The organism is Pseudonocardia xishanensis, from assembly GCF_039541715.1.
Lineage (GTDB): Bacteria > Actinomycetota > Actinomycetes > Mycobacteriales > Pseudonocardiaceae > Pseudonocardia > Pseudonocardia xishanensis.
This window is the reverse complement of sequence record NZ_BAABGT010000021.1, coordinates 42,320-58,222: the sequence shown is the minus strand read 5'-3', so window position 1 is coordinate 58,222 and position 15,903 is coordinate 42,320. Positions and strand designations below refer to the sequence as shown.

General features: G+C 73.6%; 13 protein-coding genes. 3 read left to right on the top strand and 10 right to left on the bottom strand.

The genetic code is table 11. The features are described 5' to 3' along the window. Positions 1-58: 58 nt before the first annotated feature. The gene (locus ABD993_RS06610) at positions 59-1,720 is read right to left on the bottom strand and encodes a serine/threonine-protein kinase (RefSeq protein WP_345413750.1); all 1,662 of its coding nucleotides are present in this window, start codon (positions 1,718-1,720) and stop codon (positions 59-61) included. A gap of 332 nt (positions 1,721-2,052) precedes the next feature. On the opposite strand from ABD993_RS06610, the gene ABD993_RS06605 reads away from it, so the two are divergent. Continuing rightward, positions 2,053-3,291, top strand: coding sequence for an amidohydrolase (locus tag ABD993_RS06605; RefSeq protein WP_345413749.1), 1,239 nt, complete (start codon positions 2,053-2,055; stop codon positions 3,289-3,291). A 577-nt stretch (positions 3,292-3,868) separates the two neighbouring features. On the opposite strand, the gene ABD993_RS06600 is transcribed toward ABD993_RS06605, so the two are convergent. Continuing rightward, entirely contained in the window at positions 3,869-4,318 is a 450-nt protein-coding gene (locus ABD993_RS06600; RefSeq protein ID WP_345413747.1) for a gamma-glutamylcyclotransferase family protein, read from the bottom strand. 127 nt (positions 4,319-4,445) lie between these two features. On the opposite strand from ABD993_RS06600, the gene ABD993_RS06595 reads away from it, so the two are divergent. Beyond that, a complete protein-coding gene (locus tag ABD993_RS06595) occupies positions 4,446-5,849 on the top strand; it encodes an NAD(P)H-quinone dehydrogenase (protein WP_345413746.1) in 1,404 nt (467 codons plus the stop codon). 59 nt (positions 5,850-5,908) lie between these two features. Then, complete coding sequence (locus ABD993_RS06590; RefSeq protein WP_345413744.1) at positions 5,909-6,265, top strand: hypothetical protein; 357 nt, start codon at positions 5,909-5,911, stop codon at positions 6,263-6,265. Between the two features lie 140 nt (positions 6,266-6,405). On the opposite strand, the gene ABD993_RS06585 is transcribed toward ABD993_RS06590, so the two are convergent. The 8 genes from ABD993_RS06585 to ABD993_RS06550 all read right to left on the bottom strand — a co-directional run bounded on the left by ABD993_RS06585 (position 6,406) and on the right by ABD993_RS06550 (position 15,565). Beyond that, positions 6,406-6,867, bottom strand: coding sequence for a hypothetical protein (locus tag ABD993_RS06585; protein WP_345413741.1), 462 nt, complete (start codon positions 6,865-6,867; stop codon positions 6,406-6,408). A gap of 226 nt (positions 6,868-7,093) precedes the next feature. After that, a complete protein-coding gene (locus ABD993_RS06580; RefSeq protein WP_345413739.1) occupies positions 7,094-8,875 on the bottom strand; it encodes an acetyl/propionyl/methylcrotonyl-CoA carboxylase subunit alpha in 1,782 nt (593 codons plus the stop codon). Positions 8,876-8,987: 112 nt separating this feature from the next. Continuing rightward, entirely contained in the window at positions 8,988-10,481 is a 1,494-nt protein-coding gene (locus ABD993_RS06575; protein WP_345413737.1) for an MbnB/TglH/ChrH family RiPP precursor modification enzyme, read from the bottom strand. Positions 10,482-10,641: 160 nt separating this feature from the next. Beyond that, positions 10,642-11,577, bottom strand: a complete 936-nt coding sequence (locus ABD993_RS06570) for a TIGR04222 domain-containing membrane protein (protein WP_345413735.1) — start codon at positions 11,575-11,577, stop codon at positions 10,642-10,644. A gap of 96 nt (positions 11,578-11,673) precedes the next feature. Continuing rightward, the gene (locus ABD993_RS06565; RefSeq protein WP_345413733.1) at positions 11,674-12,138 is read right to left on the bottom strand and encodes a SufE family protein; all 465 of its coding nucleotides are present in this window, start codon (positions 12,136-12,138) and stop codon (positions 11,674-11,676) included. Further along, the gene (locus ABD993_RS06560; protein ID WP_345413731.1) at positions 12,135-13,022 is read right to left on the bottom strand and encodes a sulfurtransferase; all 888 of its coding nucleotides are present in this window, start codon (positions 13,020-13,022) and stop codon (positions 12,135-12,137) included. The genes ABD993_RS06565 and ABD993_RS06560 overlap by 4 nt, the downstream gene beginning before the upstream one ends. Positions 13,023-13,069: 47 nt before the next feature. Then, positions 13,070-13,687 (bottom strand): Maf family protein, encoded by a 618-nt coding sequence (locus tag ABD993_RS06555; protein ID WP_345413729.1) that lies wholly within the window; start codon positions 13,685-13,687, stop codon positions 13,070-13,072. Between the two features lie 150 nt (positions 13,688-13,837). Beyond that, a complete protein-coding gene (locus ABD993_RS06550; protein WP_345413727.1) occupies positions 13,838-15,565 on the bottom strand; it encodes a hydrogenase maturation protein in 1,728 nt (575 codons plus the stop codon). Positions 15,566-15,903 lie beyond the last annotated feature (338 nt).

Genomic DNA, 15,903 nt, shown 5'->3' with positions numbered 1-15,903 from the left:
CCACCCTAGGAGGCGCCACCGACGGGTCCGCCCCGGACGGCGGAGTGGTCCACCGCGGTCAGGCGGGCGGGGACAGGCTGTTCGCCACCCTCGCGAACAGCTCCTCCGACCGGGTGCCCGAGTGCTCGGTCGGCACGGTCAGCGCGACGGCCCACACGCCGTCCGGCACCGGGACGGTACGGACCACCGTCGACCGGGACACCCCGCCCGACACGCTGGTGTAGCGCGAGTCCACGGCGTCCACCTGGGCACCCGTGACCGGCCCTGAGGCGCCCGGGACGACGGAGTCGACGCCGAGCCGCTCGGCGGTGAACCCCGCGGCGACGTCCGCGGTGGTCCCGGTGCGCCACAGCGCGATCTCCTCGGACGAGTCCGGGCTCAGCCAGCGGACGAGCCCGTCCCGGTCGGCGCGCTCCCAGCCCGCGGGCACCGCGACCGACCAGCCGTCGGACACGACGGTGGTCGGGTCCGTCGCCCGGGTCAGGGTGACCGTGGACAGGGCCGACTGCCCGCCGAGGGTGCGGGTGGCCATGTAGCCGCCCGCCGCGCCGAGCAGCACCAGCAGCGCCCCCGCGACGGCCAGTGGCACGGCCCAGCGCGCGGGCAGGCCCGTGGGCTGCGGCGGCCGCGGCCGCACCGGCGTCTCGACGTGCACCGGCGGGCGGGCGGGCATGGGCGGCGGCATGCCGTGCGCGGCGTGGGAACCGCTGGGCAGGGGGCCCGGCGCGGCGGCCAGCGGGGTGCCGCGCGCGGGAATCCGGGCGCTGGACTCCCACACCGGACCCGACGCGGCCACGCGCGGCTCCGGGACGGTCTCCGGACGGGGCGTGACCTGCGAGTACGTGGTGGGGGCGTCCGGTGAGCCGGGGTAGAGCGGATCGTCCGGGTCGTCCATCAGCGGCCGCAGCCTGCGCCGGACCTCCTCCAGCGGCATCCGCTGGTCGGGGTCCTTGACCATCAGCGCCGCGATCACGTCCGCGACGGGGCCCATCTCGCGGGGGCGGGGGACGTCGCCGTCGACCACCTCGGTGATGGTGGAGACCGGGTCGCCCTTGACGTCGTACGGCGGGCGGCCCTCGATCGCCGCGAAGAGCGTGGCGCCCAGGCCCCACAGGTCCGCCGCGGGCGTGACCGCCCCGCCCATCGCGACCTCGGGGGCGATGTAGGCGGGGGAGCCGAGGACGAGCCCGGCGGTGGTCATCGGCGCGTCCGACGAGTTGCGCGCGATGCCGAAGTCGGTGAGCTTGATCCGCCCGTCGTGGGCGACCAGCACGTTGCCCGGCTTGACGTCCCGGTGCGTGATCCCGGCCCGGTGCGCCGCCCGCAGCGCGGCGGCCGTGGCGTACCCCACGACGGCCGCCTGGTTCGCCGACAGCCCGCCGGTCTCCTGGATGATCGTGGCCAGGTTGCGGGACGGGACCAGCTCGAGGACGACCAGCGGCTCGCCCTCGGCGTCGACGACGTCGAACACGGTGATGACGTTCGGGTGCGAGAGCCCGCCGAGCGCGCGTGCCTCGCGCAGCATCCGCTCGCGCATGCCGAGCGCCTCGCGCTCCGGGATGCCGCGGGGGACCTTCAGCTCCTTGACGGCCACGCGACGGCGCAGCACCTCGTCGTAGCCGGACCAGACCGTGCCCATCGCACCGCTGCCGAGCTGGCCGGAGAGGCGGTACCGGTCGCCGACGACGCGGCCCGGCTGCTCGTCTTCCTGCGTGGACACGTCCGCCATTCTCCCGGTGCCGGTGCGGGCGGTGACTCCGGGGTCCGCCTTCGGGGGCATTGACCAGCACAAACGTCTACGTCACGTGACCGGGTGACAACGCTGTGCAGTCTCGCCGCCGGCGCCGAACGGCGGGTCCGCCCGTTCGTCGCAACCGGCGACAACCGCTCGTCACGAGTGCGCCGACCGGCGACAGCAGATCACCGACCCCTCGGCGCGGATACCCGGTGAACTGCCTGTTTCGGGTTGGTACACCGCTGTCCGGGTGAGCACCATGGGGTCATGCAGGACAGAGCGAAGAGCCCTCTGGGGGCGGTCCCGGGCGGTGCCCGGTGACCCTACTCGAGGCGCACCCCGAGCTCGCGGCCAGTGGCGACGACGACGTCGTCGCCGACCTCGGCGCGGGCACCGGCCCGGCCTGGCTCGACCAGTGGCTGCAGGCCCACCGCGGCGACGTCGTTGCCGTCCGTCGATCGCTGCACTCCGTACCCGAACTCGGTCGCGACGAGCATCGCACGACCGCCCTCGTGGCCCGCCGCCTGATGGCCGCCGGTCTCGAGCCCCGCACCCTGCCCGGCGGCACCGGCCTCGTCTGTGACGTGGGCCGCGGCGACCGCTGCGTGGCCCTGCGCGCCGACCTGGACGCGCTCCCGCTGCCCGAGGAGACCGGGCTGCCCTTCGCGTCCACCGTGCCGAACGTGATGCACGCCTGCGGACACGACGCCCACACCGCGATGGTGCTCGGCGCCGGGTTGGCGCTGGCGTCCGCGCCCTCGCTGCCCGGGCGCGTGCGGCTGGTGTTCCAACCCGCCGAGGAGGTCCAGCCCGGCGGTGCGCTGGACGTCGTCGCCGACGGCGCGATGGGGGACGTGGAGCGCATCTTCGCGTTGCACTGCGACCCGCGCCTGGAGGTCGGCAGGCTCGGCACGCGCGTCGGCCCGATCACCTCGGCGTGCGACGTCGTGGAGATCCGGCTGACCTCGCCGGGCGGGCACACCGCCCGTCCGCACCTCACCGCGGACCTCGTCGAGGCCCTCGGGCTGCTGATCACCCAGCTGCCGCTGCTGCTGACCCGCCAGGTGGACCCGCGCTCCGGCACCGTGCTGGTCTGGGGTGCCGTGCAGGCCGGTGAGGCCGCCAACGCCATCCCGCAGAACGGCGTGCTGCGCGGCACGCTGCGCACCGCCGACCACACCACGTGGACCGAGCTCGAGGACAGGTTCCGGGCGCTGGTCGCGGCCGTGCTCGCCCCGCTCGGGGTGGGGTACGTGATCGACCACGTCCGCGGCGTCCCGCCCGTGGTCAACGACGCGGACAGCTCCGGCATCCTGCGGGATGCGGCCATCCTGACCGGAGGGCTCGACGCCGCCGCGGAGACCGAGCAGTCCTCCGGCGGCGAGGACTTCGCGTGGTACCTGGAGAAGGTGCCGGGCGCGATGGCCAGGCTCGGTGTGTGGTCGGGGGTGGGCCCGATGAAGGACATCCACCAGCCCACCTTCGACCTGGACGAGCGCGCCCTGCCCTTCGGCGTCCGGGTCCTGGTCAACAGCGCCCTCCAGGCCCTGGCCTGACGGCCCGGGTCCACCCCCGCACCCCCGCGAGTCCCCCGGTTCCGACGTCCGAGTCGGACACCGGGGGATCGGTTGTCCACAGGTTCCCGACCCTGTGGATGGATTCCCCCGGTGAATGCGGTTCACCGTCACGCTGTGCCCATGGACACCATCGAGACCCTCCAGGGCGCGGTACGCCGGACCAGGCTGGCGCGTGAGATCGGCGAGCGTGCGGCACGGTCCGCCATCGAGGCGGGGGAGTGGCGCATGCCGTGGCCGGGTGTGCTCGTGCCCGCGCGCCCGGCGGACGACCCGTCGGTGCTGGTCGGCGCGGCGGTCCTGTTCGCGGGCGAGGGCGCCGCGTTCGACGAGGCACTCGGACTCGCCGACGATCCCGGGGCACTCCGTGCGAGGGTCCGACAGCGCATCGGGCAGCGGACGGACCGGCGGGGGACCAGGCGGGCGGCGCTGTTGGTCGAGTTGCCGCCAGTTCCGGATCGTCGATCTGGGCTTCCCGAACCCGGTGCTCAACCACCCGATCCACGACGCGACAGGGCGGGTGCTCTTCCTGCTCCGCGAGCTCGGGAGGCGTCTCGGGTCAGATGCTCTTCTGGCTGGGGCGGTTGCGGAGCTCTGTGACGTAGTCGTCCGGGGCGCCCGCGGCCTCCGCGGCGTCCGCGATCACGCCGAGGTAGCGCGCACTCGGGGTGCCGCCCTCGTAGGCGTTGAGGACGTAGATCCACGGCAGCACGCTGCCCTCGAGGGTCTGCACCCGCAGCCGCAGCTTCTTGTGGAGGCCGAGCTCGCCACCCTCCCAGCGGTCCAGCTGGGCGGCGTCCTGGTCCGTCACGTCGTAGAGCACGACGAACACCTGGGAGTCGGGGTCCTCGACGACGGTGGAGAGGGCGCCCTCCCAGGCGTAGTCCTCCCCGCCGAAGGTCAGCCGCCATCCCATCAGCCACCCCGTGCCCGCCATCGGCGAGTGCGGGGCGCGCTCCTTCATCTGGTCCGGGTCCATGTTCGACCCGTAGGCGGCGTAGAGCGGCACGGGGACAGGGTAACGGCGAGCACCAGGGTCGGGTCCCGCGGGCATCCCTCGCCCGCTTAGGGTGGGGCCGAAGCTCACCGCACAGGCGCCGAGCACCACCACCGAGGCACCGAGGGGACGTGCGACAGTGACCCGCATCGTGATCATGGGCGGCGGGCCCGCCGGGTACGAGGCGGCGTTGGTCGCGGCGCAGCACGGCAGCGATGTGACCGTCGTCGAGTCGGACGGCATGGGCGGCGCGTGTGTGATCCACGACTGCGTGCCGTCGAAGACGTTCATCTCCTCGGCGGCGGTCCGGGTCGACCTGCACCGCGCCGAGGACCTCGGTGTGCTGCTGGACCGGGACACGGAGGGCGTCGACCTGCCGAAGGTCAACAGCCGGGTCAAGGGGCTGGCCCAGGCGCAGTCGGCGGACATCCGGGCGCGCGTCGAGTCCGAGGGCGTGCGGATCATCCACGGTCGGGCGTCGTTCCTGGACGAGACCTCCGGTCGGATGCCGCACACCGTCGAGGCCCGCCACCACGACGGCACCGTCGAGAAGCTCCCCGCGGACACCGTCCTGATCGCGACCGGCGCCACGCCGCGCGTGCTGGACTCCGCCCGCCCGGACGGCGAGCGCATCCTCACCTGGCGCCAGCTCTACGACCTGCCTGCACTGCCGGAGCACCTGATCGTCGTCGGCTCCGGGGTGACCGGCGCGGAGTTCTGCTCCGCGTACGTCGAGCTGGGCTGCCGCGTCACCCTGATCTCCAGCCGGGACCGCGTCCTGCCGAGCGAGGACGCGGACGCCGCGGCCGTGCTGGAGGACGTCTTCGCCGAACGCGGCGTCGAGATCCTGCCGAAGGCGCGGGCCGAGTCCGTGGTGCGGGACGGGGACGAGGTCGTCGTCACACTGGCGGACGGTCGGGTCGTGCGCGGGTCCCACGCGCTGATGACCGTCGGGTCGGTGCCGAACACGGCGGACATCGGGCTGGAGAAGATCGGCATCGAGACCGACCGCGGCGGCTTCGTCCCGGTCGACCGGGTGTCCCGTACGTCCGTCCCCGGCATCTACGCCGCGGGGGACTGCACCGGGCTGCTCATGCTCGCCTCCGTCGGGTCGATGCAGGGCCGGATCGCCATGTGGCACGCGCTCGGCGAGGGGGTCGCGCCCATCCGGCTGCGCACCGTCGCCTCGAACGTCTTCACCCGGCCGGAGATCGCGACCGTCGGGATCAGCCAGCGGGCGATCGACGCCGGCGAGGTCCCGGCGCGCACGGTGATGCTTCCGCTGTCCACCAACCCGCGGGCGAAGATGCGCGGGCTGCGGCGCGGGTTCGTGAAGCTGTTCTGCCGCCCGGCGACGGGTGTGGTGATCGGCGGCGTCGTCGTCGCGCCGGTGGCGAGCGAGCTGGTGCTGCCCATCGCGCTCGCGGTCCAGAACGGGCTGGGTGTGGACGACCTCGCCCACACCTTCTCGGTCTACCCCTCGCTGTCCGGGTCGATCACCGAGGCGGGCCGCCAGCTCATGCAGCACTCCGACCTGGACTGAGGGTCGTTCTCCGGGACATCCCCGATCCCCGCCCGCGGACGGTGGTGGACCGTGGACGCATGACCACTCCCGTCACCACCCGCGTGCCGGTCGTCCCGGTGCTCGCGGCCGGGATCGCGGCGCAGCTCGTCGACGATCTCCTCTTCGTGTTCCTGCCCGCCTTCCCCGGCGCCGCCGCACTGGTCGCGATCGGGCTCACCGCCGTCGCGGCCCGGGCGGTCGGCCGCAGGCTCGACGGGGCCGCCGTGCCGCGAGCGGGCCTCGCGGTCGGCCTGGTGTCCGCGACCCTCGGCCTGTGGATCTCCGGGCTCGGCCTGGTCGCGATCCTCGTCGCGGGGATCACCGTGATCGCCGGGGTCGGGGGCGCGGTGCTCGGGCGACCCGAGGTGCGCCCCGGCCACCGGACCGACGCCTGACGCGGGATGTCCGACGCACAGGAGTCGGACTCGGGCGTCGGGGTGTCGGACTCGCGGGCTGTGGTGTCGGACCCGCGGGGTGGGCCGGACGCACCGATGCCCCCGGAGGACGGTGTCCCCGGGGGCATCGGGTCGGGCTCTCAGCCGGTCCGGGCGAGCTGCGCCTGGCAGGTGGCCAGCCTGCAGACCGCCGCGGCGGCGTGTCGGTGGGCGACCGCCTCCGCGGGGATCGTCCCCGCGAAGGGCCACTCACCGACGTAGCGCTGCGCGTACCAGTAGACGAACAGGTACGACTCCGGCTCGACGACGAACACCGGCCTGCCGGGCAGCCCGGCGACCCAGCGGGTGAACGCCCTCATGCCGAGGGCCGGGGGTTGTGCGGCTCGCCGGGTGGAGAGCCACTCCTCGGCCCGGGGGCGCCATTCCCGCACCGACGCGGGGTGCAGGGTGGCGCCGAGCAGTTCCCGCAGGTTCACGGTGAAGGTGCCGATCGGGACGTCGGCGGCCGTGTGCGCCGCCGAGGTCAGGGTGAGCAGTGAGTGTGGGCCCGGGATGGGCCCGTCGGTGTGGATGTGTGTGGTGACATGCAGTTCAGGGGGCATGACGGATCCCGTACTCGAGAGGTGACGAGGACGTGTCCGCGCCGAGCGGAGCGCTCGGGTCGGACGGATCCGCGGCGCGGTCCTGGCCGCGTGGCGGAGGGACCGGGCCCCGTGGAAGGACTCACACGGGTGCGTCTCGTTCGCTGTGTACTTGTGCAGTAACGACGACCGGGACGGTCGAAACCTGGCAGTCCAGGATTCAACCGTCCCGGTCGGGACGCGTCAATCAGTCCTTGATCTCACACACGACGCCGCCCTGCGAGATCGTCGAGCCCGCCTCGGCGGACAGTCCGGTCACGGTGCCGTCCTTGTGTGCGGTGACCGGGTTCTCCATCTTCATCGCCTCGAGGACGACGATCAGGTCGCCGGCGCTCACCGTGTCCCCGTCGGACACCGCGACCTTGATGATCGTGCCCTGCATCGGCGCGGTCACGGCGTCCCCGGAGACCTTGGCGCCCCCGCCGCCACCGGCGCGCTTGCGCGGCTTGGCCTTGCTGTTCCCGCCGGCGGCGCCACCGCCACCCCCGCCGAACGAGATGTCCCCGGGCAGCGAGACCTCGAGCCGCTTGCCGCCGACCTCGACGACGACGTTCTGCCGCGGCGCCGTCTCCTCGTCCGCCTCGGCGGCACCGGTGAACGGCTCGACCGTGTTGTCCCACTCGGTCTCGATCCACCGCGTGTGGACGGTGAAGCCCTCCTCGGTGTCCGAGGTGAACGCCGGGTCCTCCACCACGAGCCGGTGGAACTCCAGCACGGTGGCCATGCCGCCCACCTGGAACTCGGCCAGCGCCCGGCGCGAGCGCTCCAGGGCCTGCGCACGGTCCGAGCCGGAGACGATCAGCTTGGCCAGCAGCGAGTCGAACTGCCCGCCGACGACCGACCCGGCCTCGACGCCCGCGTCCACCCGCACGCCCGGGCCCGCCGGGTACGCGATGGACTCGACGGTGCCGGGCGCCGGCAGGAAGTTGCGGCCCGCGTCCTCACCGTTGATCCGGAACTCGATGGAGTGCCCGCGCGGCTCGGGGTCGTCCGACAGGTTGAGCTCGAGGCCCTCGGCGATGCGGAACTGCTCGCGCACCAGGTCCAGCCCGGAGGTCTCCTCGGACACGGGGTGCTCGACCTGCAGCCGGGTGTTGACCTCGAGGAACGTGATCAGCCCGTCCTGCCCGATCAGGAACTCGACGGTGCCCGCCCCGTAGTAGCCCGCCTCCTTCACGATGTCCTTCGACGCCGTGTAGAGGGTCTTGCGCTGCTCCTCGGTGAGGAACGGCGCGGGGGCCTCCTCGACCAGCTTCTGGAAGCGGCGCTGCAGCGAGCAGTCCCGCGTCCCGACGACGATGACGTTGCCGTGCGTGTCCGCCAGCACCTGGGTCTCGACGTGGCGCGGCTTGTCCAGGTAGCGCTCGACGAAGCACTCGCCGCGGCCGAACGCCGCCGTGGCCTCGCGGACCGCCGACTCGTAGAGCTCGGCGATCTCCTTCTCCTCGCGCGCGACCTTCATGCCGCGCCCGCCGCCGCCGAACGCCGCCTTGATCGCGACGGGCAGGCCGTACTCCTTGGCGAACTCGATCACCTCGTCCGCCCCGGAGACCGGGTCGTTGGTGCCGGGGACGAGCGGCGCGCCCGCGCGGGTGGCGATGTGCCGGGCCGTGACCTTGTCGCCGAGGTCCCGGATGGACTGCGGCGACGGGCCGATCCAGGTGATGCCCGCGTCGATCACGGCCTGGGCGAAGTCGGCGTTCTCGCTGAGGAAGCCGTAGCCGGGGTGGATGCCGTCCGCGCCCGCCTGCTTCGCGGCGCCGATGACCTTGTCGAAGTCGAGGTAGGACTCGGCCGCGGTGGTCCCGCCGAGGGCGAACGCCTCGTCGGCCAGCCGGACGAACAACGCGTCCCGATCCGGCTCCGCGTACACGGCGACACTGGCAAGCCCCGCGTCCTTGGCGGCTCGGATCACCCTGACGGCGATCTCTCCGCGGTTGGCGACGAGAACTTTGCGCAGTGCGGGCACCTTCGGCTCCTCGTGGTCCTCGCCGGCCTCCGTTGCGCCGACGCCATGGTTACCGGGGAGTCTAGGAGTTCACCAGGCGAACACAGAACGAGATCAGGTGTGGGATCCGTCATCAACCGGTCAGACCTGACCGCAGGCGGGGAAGGCGGACCCGACGACGGCGCGGTGCGTGGATCCCGTCGTACCGGTGGGCACTCTCCCGGTCCCGGAGCTCGCGGCGGGCCCCGTCGGTGAGCAGGTCCCGCAGGCGGGCCGTGCGAGCGACGTCCCACCCGTCCTGCAGTCCGCCTGCGACCGAACGGCCCGCCAGGACCTCGACGGCGAGTGCCGTGAACCCCGAGCCGAGGTCTGCCGCGAGCAGGGGCCAGTACTTCGCCGCCTCCCCGGCCCGCTTGCGCAGCAACGCCTTCCGCACCGCCGCCAGCCTCGCCGCATCGACCCCGACGGGGTCGGGCCCACCATCGACGAGCGCCGACACCAGCGTCGCCCGCCGCCCCCGCGAGTCCGACGCCCAGGCGCGCTCGTCGGACACCACAGCTCGCGAGTCGGACCCGGCAGCCCGCGTGTCGGACACCGGCGCCGGCAGGTGGGACGCCACCGTCCGCGAGACGGACGCCACGGCGGTGACATCCGACCCGCGGGGCCGGCCGGACGGCTCACAGGCGGTGGCGTCGGACGAGCGCGCCTGGGCGTCGGACTCGCGGGCCCAGATGTCGGTCTCGAAGGCTGTGGTGTCGCGGGCGAGGTGGGGGGTCTGGAGGGGGAGGTGGGCTGTGGTCGCGATCGCGGTGAGCTCGGCGTGGAGGGCGGCGGCGGGTGGGTAGTGGCCGTCGCGTTCGAGCATCACGGCGGGGGCGGCGCCTCGCTCGCGGACCTCGTCGAGCAGCGTGAGGACCTCGCCGGGCAGGGGATCGACGTGGGTGTCGTGGTAGAGGCCGTCGTGCATCGCGCCGCCCGCCATGTGGACGTAGGCCACCCGGTCGAGCGGGAAGCGGTCCAGCACCGCGGACGGGTCCCTGCTCCGGTTGCGGGCGTTCGCGTAGACGTTCGCGACGTCCAGGAGCAGCAGCGCGCCGGTCCGGTCCAACAGCTCGGTGAGGAAGTCGCCCTCGGCGAACTCGTCCTCGGGCCAGTCGAACAGGGCCGCGATCGGCTCCACGGCCAGCGGCACCCCGAGGGAGTCCCGAGTGCGTCGCACGTTCTCCACCAGGACCGCGAGCGCCTCCCGGGTCCGGGGGACCGGGAGCAGGTGTCCGGCCTCCCGGCCTCCGGCCCGGACGAACGCGACGTGCTCGCTGACCAGTGGCGCCCCCACCGCCTCGGCGCAGGCCGCGAGGTGGGCCACCCGGGCCGGGTCGACTCCCTCGGCGTCCCCCAGCCCGAGCCGCACCCCGTGCGGAACCACCGCGATCCCGCGGGCCCGCAGCTCCGCCACCCCTCGAGGCGGAGCTGCGGGCGCGATCGCCTCGGCGATCACCTCGCAGAAGCCGAGGCCACCGATCCCTGCCACGACCTGCGCGATCTCGGGCCGCCAGCCGATTCCGACACCGGCGACGGCACGGCTCCTCTCCGCCGAGCCGGTCGACGAGGCGGTCGGGACGCCCACCTCCGCACAACATGCCCGCGCCGAGCCGACCGAAACCTGGCAGGCGGTCGGGCCTGCCGTGTCGGGACGACGTGCCCGCTGCGAGTCGACCGAATCCCGGTAGGCGGTCGGGCCTGCCGCATCGGCGGAACCTGTCCGCCGTGATGCGGCGGTCGCGGAGTCAGCCGCCGCAGCCACCGCCGCCACCCCCTCCGCCGCAGCTACTGCCGCCCCCGCCGCAGCCGCTGCTGCTCCCGCCGTCGACGTAGCCGCCGGATCCGCCGGATCCGCCCAACGCCGCGGCCTTCTGGAGCTCGAGCTCGTCCGCGAACGCGGGGGCGGAGGCCCACAGGGCCCCGACCCCGAACACCGCCACCCCGACGGCGGCCGCGCGGGCGCCGTTCGCGACCCAGTCCGGGCGCATGGTGGGGTGCAGGGTGTCGAACCGGTCGCGCAGCTCCGCCAGCAGCGGGGCGGCGGCCGAGGTGCGCTCGGGTGCCCGGGCGAACCAGACCACGCTGATCACGGCCGCAACGATCACCAGCACGACCAGGAGGCCGACGGCGCGCGCGTTCGCCACACCGGCGACGATCCGCACCAGCCCGAGCGCGGCCACGGCCAGCATCCAGAACCCGACCCGCCGGATCGCGTCCCGGCGTTCCCGGGTGAGCAGCAGCCCGTCCGCGACGAGCCGCTCGCGGACCGCGACCAGCGCGGCGGCGACGGCGCTGTGGAACGGCAGCCTGCGCAGCGCGATCGGGGTGGCCGCGGCGGCGTGCACGGCCCGCTCGAGCGGCGTCGCCTCGGAGCCGAGCCGCCCGCCGGTCTGCACCTGGCCCTTGCCCGCCGGCTGCAGCACCCCGGCGAGGTGCAGGGCGCTGAGCGCCGAGTACACGGCCAGGTCCGCCCCACCGTTGAGGTAGGCGATCTCCTGCGGCAGGTTCGCCCAGTCCCGGCCCTGCCCGGCCCCACGAGCGGCCCGCGCGAGCCTGCGGCGCTCACGCACCCCGGCGATCAGCACGACCAGGATCAGGACGCCGTAGCCCAGCAGGAATGCCGGGCCGCTGATGCCCCAGGTGTCGCCGGGGTCGGAGACTGCGGAGAGTGCACGGGTCATGTGGACCACCCCCTCGTCGTCGGTCCTCGTGGGACCGTGGTGACGACGTCAGGATGGGGGTGGTCCAGGCCACGACGGAACGGTTTTGACGAAGCTTTAGGGTTGCCCGCCCGCTCCGCCGTCCGACCCGCCGACCGCAGCCCTGACCTGCCGCTTGATCCGGGAGAGCATCGCGGCCATGCCCCGGATCCGCAGGGGGCTCACGGCCTGGGTGAGACCGAGGGCGGTGTAGAAGTCGTCCGGCACGCCGAGGACGGTCTCGGCGGGCTCACCGTCCAGCCCGGTGTGCATGATCGACGCGAAGCCCCGGGTCGTGGGGGCCTCCGGCGGCGCGGAGAAGTACAGGTGGACCCGGTGCTCGGGGTCCTCGTCCACCTCCACGGCCAGGAACAGCGGCGACTGGCACTCGTGGACCTGCTCCATCGAGTCCGCCGCGTCCGCGTACCGCGCGGGCAGCGCGGGCAGCTCCTGGCTGAGCTCCAGCAGCAGTTGCAGCTTGTCCTTGGTACCGACCGCCCCGAAGTCCTCGACCAGCTCCTCCAGTGCCGGGGTCAGGCTCACGCAGAGCCTCTCTCGGTGCCCTGCGCGATCGGCACCCGCACCGAGTTGCCCCACTCGGTCCAGCTGCCGTCGTAGTTCCGCACGCCCTCGAAGCCGAGCAGGTAGGACAGCACGAACCAGGTGTGGCTGGAGCGCTCGCCGATGCGGCAGTACGCGATCGTCGGCTCGTCCTTCGACAGGCCCTGCTCGTCCTCGTAGATCGCCGAGAGCTCGTCCCGGGACTTGAAGGTGCCGTCCTCGTTCGCCGCCCGCGCCCACGGCACGCTGGCCGCGCCGGGCACGTGCCCGCCGCGGACCGCGCCCTCCTGGGGGTAGTCCGGCATGTGCAGCAGCTCGCCGGAGTACTCACCCGGGGACCGCACGTCGACCAGCTGGCCGCCGAGGTGGCCGAGCACGTCCTCCTTGAAGGCGCGGATCGCGATGTCGTCCCGCTCCACGATCGGGTACTCGACCTGCGGCGGCTTGGGCTGCTCGGTGGTGGTCTCGCGGCCCTCCGCGATCCACTTGGCCCGCCCGCCGTCGAGGATCCGGACGTCCTCGTGGCCGAACAGCCGGAACACCCACAGCGCGTAGGTGGCCCACCAGTTGTTGCGGTCGCCGTAGAACACCACGGTGCTCTCCCGGGAGATCCCGCGCTCGCCGCAGAGCTGCGCGAACTGCTCGGGATCCACGTAGTCCCTGGTCACCGGGTGGTTGAGCTCGGTGTGCCAGTCCACTTTGACCGCGCCGGGGATGTGCCCGGTGTCGTAGAGCAGCACGTCCTCGTCCGACTCGACGACCACCAGGTCGGGGTCGCCGAGGTGCTCGGCGAGCCATGCGGTGGTGACCAGCCGCTCGGGGTGTGCGTACTCGGCCAGCTTGGGGTCCGGGTCAGTGGGTGCCATGGCCGCGACGATAGTCCCGCGCAGCGACCCGTCGCCGCTCCGACCGGTCAGGAACGGGCGGTTGTCCACAGGTCCACCGGGGAGATCCCCAGCGACCCCAGCAGCCGCCGCACGAGCGGCAGGCTGATCCCGATGACGTTGGACGGGTCCCCGTCGATCCCGTCGACGAACCAGCCCCCCAGCCCGTCGAGCGTGAACGCCCCGGCGACCGCCAGCGGCTCGCCGGTCGCCAGGTAGGCGTCGATCTCGGCGTCCGTGGGTGTCCCGAACCGCACGGTCGTGACGGCGTGCCCCTCGGCCACCCGCTCGATCCCGCCCTCGACGACCTCGAGCACCGCGTGCCCGGTCACCAGCTCCCCGGTGCGGCCCGCCATCGCCTTCCAGCGCGAGCGGGCGACGTCCGCGCTGGACGGCTTGCCCACCAGCTCGCCGTCGATGTGGAGCATGGAGTCGCAGCCGATCACCAGCGCCTCGTCCAGGGTGCGGGCGACGGTGGTCGCCTTGGCGCCCGCCAGCGCCGTCACCTTCTCGGCCGCGGACGCGGAGGGCATCGCGGCGAGCAGCGCGTCCTCGTCCACGTCGGACACCCGGACCGCGGGATCGAGGCCGGCGGCACGCAGGACGGACAACCGGGCGGGGGAGGCGGAGGCGAGGACCAGGTGCACCGGACGAGCCTACGAAGTCGGCACGGACTCCCCGTCGTCGAGGACGTAGCGCGACGGCGTGTCGGTCACCCGGGCGAGCCACCGGGCCGCCGAACCGTCCCGATCCTCGCGGGACCGAACCCGGGTGGGGCGGACCCCACCCGGGTGGAGTCAGCCTGCCAGTCCCGCGACGGCGGGCTCCGGCTCCGCCTCGCGGACGGTCCGGGCGACGGTCGGGTCGTCGAACGAGGTGTCCTTGGCCTTGGCCACGAAGTCGTGCCGCAGCGCGGCGTAGGAGTACCGGTCGTCGAACATGTCCCGGCTCATCTCGGCGAGCTCCTGGACCCGGTAGGTCTCCAACGGTCGGCGCAGCTCGTCCGCCTCGCGGGCGGCCTGCTTGGCGGCCAGCGCGGCGGCGTAGGAGTCCGAGCCCGCGAGCCGGACCGCCCGCTCGACGACGGCCTCGTCGAACGCCGCGCGGTCGCCCGCCACGACCTCGTCCACCAGGCCCGTCCGCAGCGCCTCGGCGTGCCCCACCGGCAGGCAGTCCGAGGTGAACCGCAGGGCGTCCGCCAGGCCGACCCGCCGCGGCAGCGCGTAGGTCCAGTACTCCGAGCCGGTCAGCCCCATGTTCCGGTAGTGCGGGTTGAGTACCGCGCCCTCGCGGAGCAGCACGGTGTCCGCGCCGAGGGCGAGCATGACCCCGCCCGCGCCCGCGGGTCCGCCGACCGCGGCGACCACCAGCTGCGAGGTGCAGGTCAGCAGCTCGCGGCAGACGTCGTTGATCGCGTTGATGTTCCGCCAGCTCTCGACGGTCGGGTTCGGCCGGGCCTCGGCCACGTTGAGGTGGATCCCGTTGGAGAACACCTCGCCCGCCTCGAAGACCAGCACCCTGGTGTCCTGGGCGGCGGCGTGCCGCAGGGCCGCGGCGACCCGGTGGCCCTGGCTCGCCGACATCGCGCCGTTGTAGAGGTCCGCACGCACCACGCCGACGCACCCGTCCGGACCGACCCGGCGGTAGCTGATCTCGCGGTACCCGTCCGACGGGCCGGTGGGCCGCTCCAGCGACTCCGGCACGTCGTCCAGCCGCCCGGCCAGCACCGAGGTCGCCGGGAGCTTGATCCCCTTCGGGACGCGCGCGTGTCCGACCCAGACCGCGCCGTCCCCGGTGCGGACCAGCACGGCACCGTGCCTGCGCAGGGCGATCGAGCCGGGCTCGCCGGGGGTGGCCGAGCCGCGGTGGGCGTCGAACACCGAGAGGTCCAGACCCGCGATCCGCGAGCGGACACCGGGCGCGCCGTCTCCCGCGCGGATCCGGCGCAGCACGTGGTCGGTGGGGTCCTCCCAGGTGAACGTGCGGTCGGACTGCTTCATCGTGGGCCGCAGCGTGCCGATCACGGCATCGCCGAAGGTCTCCACCGGCGGGGGGACGAACGCCGGGTCCTGCGCCTTGGCGACGACCTCGCGGGCCAGCTCGAGCGCCGCGTCCGCCACCGGTCCGTTGTAGACGGCGGACTTGCGCGGCGGCTCGCTCGGCATCGGGAAGGTGCGATGGCCCCAGATCGGGCCCGCGTCCATCTCCTCGACGGCCTGCAGCGCGGTCACGCCCCACACCGGCTCCGCGTCCGTGATCGCCCAGTCGATGGACGACGGCCCGCGGTCCCCGAGCGGGCCGGGGTGCAGCACGACGACGCGGTGGGCCCGCCAGACGTCCTCGGGCACCCGGTCCTTCAGGAAGGGACACAGGACCAGCTCGGGTCCGGTGGCGGCCACCGCTCGGCGGATCGCCGCCTCGTCGTGCGAAAGCCGGACGTCCACGTGGTGGCCGTCCTCGCGCAACTCCGTCCAGACGCGTTGGGTCAGCCCGTTGTAGGACGAACAGAGCAACAGGATTCTCACGCACTTCTCCGGGTGTCGATCAGCGAGGGAGCACTGCCGAACGGGCACGACGTCGAGCCCGGGTCTCCACGACCGTGCTCGGGTCGCCCCCCGGGCCGCACGTGGAACGCGTGGGACGCTACCTCGACGGTGGGCGTTGTCCGCTGAGCCGATCAGCGCAGAGGATCACTGCCGGTCGGGGGTACCTGTCGCGGGGCGCCGAGTGTCGTCGCAGGTCAGGGCGATGTCAGGGCTCGTCGAGCGGTGAGCGGGACATCGAAATCTGAGGACTGTGAGTCGCCGAGCGGTGACGACAAGTGGCCCAATGGCTGCTCCGGAGGGACGAACCGAGCGGTCGG

What these genes read in the sequence shown, in the direction of transcription:
- ABD993_RS06585 (WP_345413741.1), bottom strand. Translation starts at nt 6,867, where the DNA reads ATGCCCCCTGAACTGCATGTCACCACACACATCCACACCGACGGGCCC.
- ABD993_RS06570 (WP_345413735.1), bottom strand. Translation starts at nt 11,577, where the DNA reads ATGACCCGTGCACTCTCCGCAGTCTCCGACCCCGGCGACACCTGGGGC.
- ABD993_RS06560 (WP_345413731.1), bottom strand. Translation starts at nt 13,022, where the DNA reads ATGGCACCCACTGACCCGGACCCCAAGCTGGCCGAGTACGCACACCCC.
- ABD993_RS06590 (WP_345413744.1), top strand. Translation starts at nt 5,909, where the DNA reads ATGACCACTCCCGTCACCACCCGCGTGCCGGTCGTCCCGGTGCTCGCG.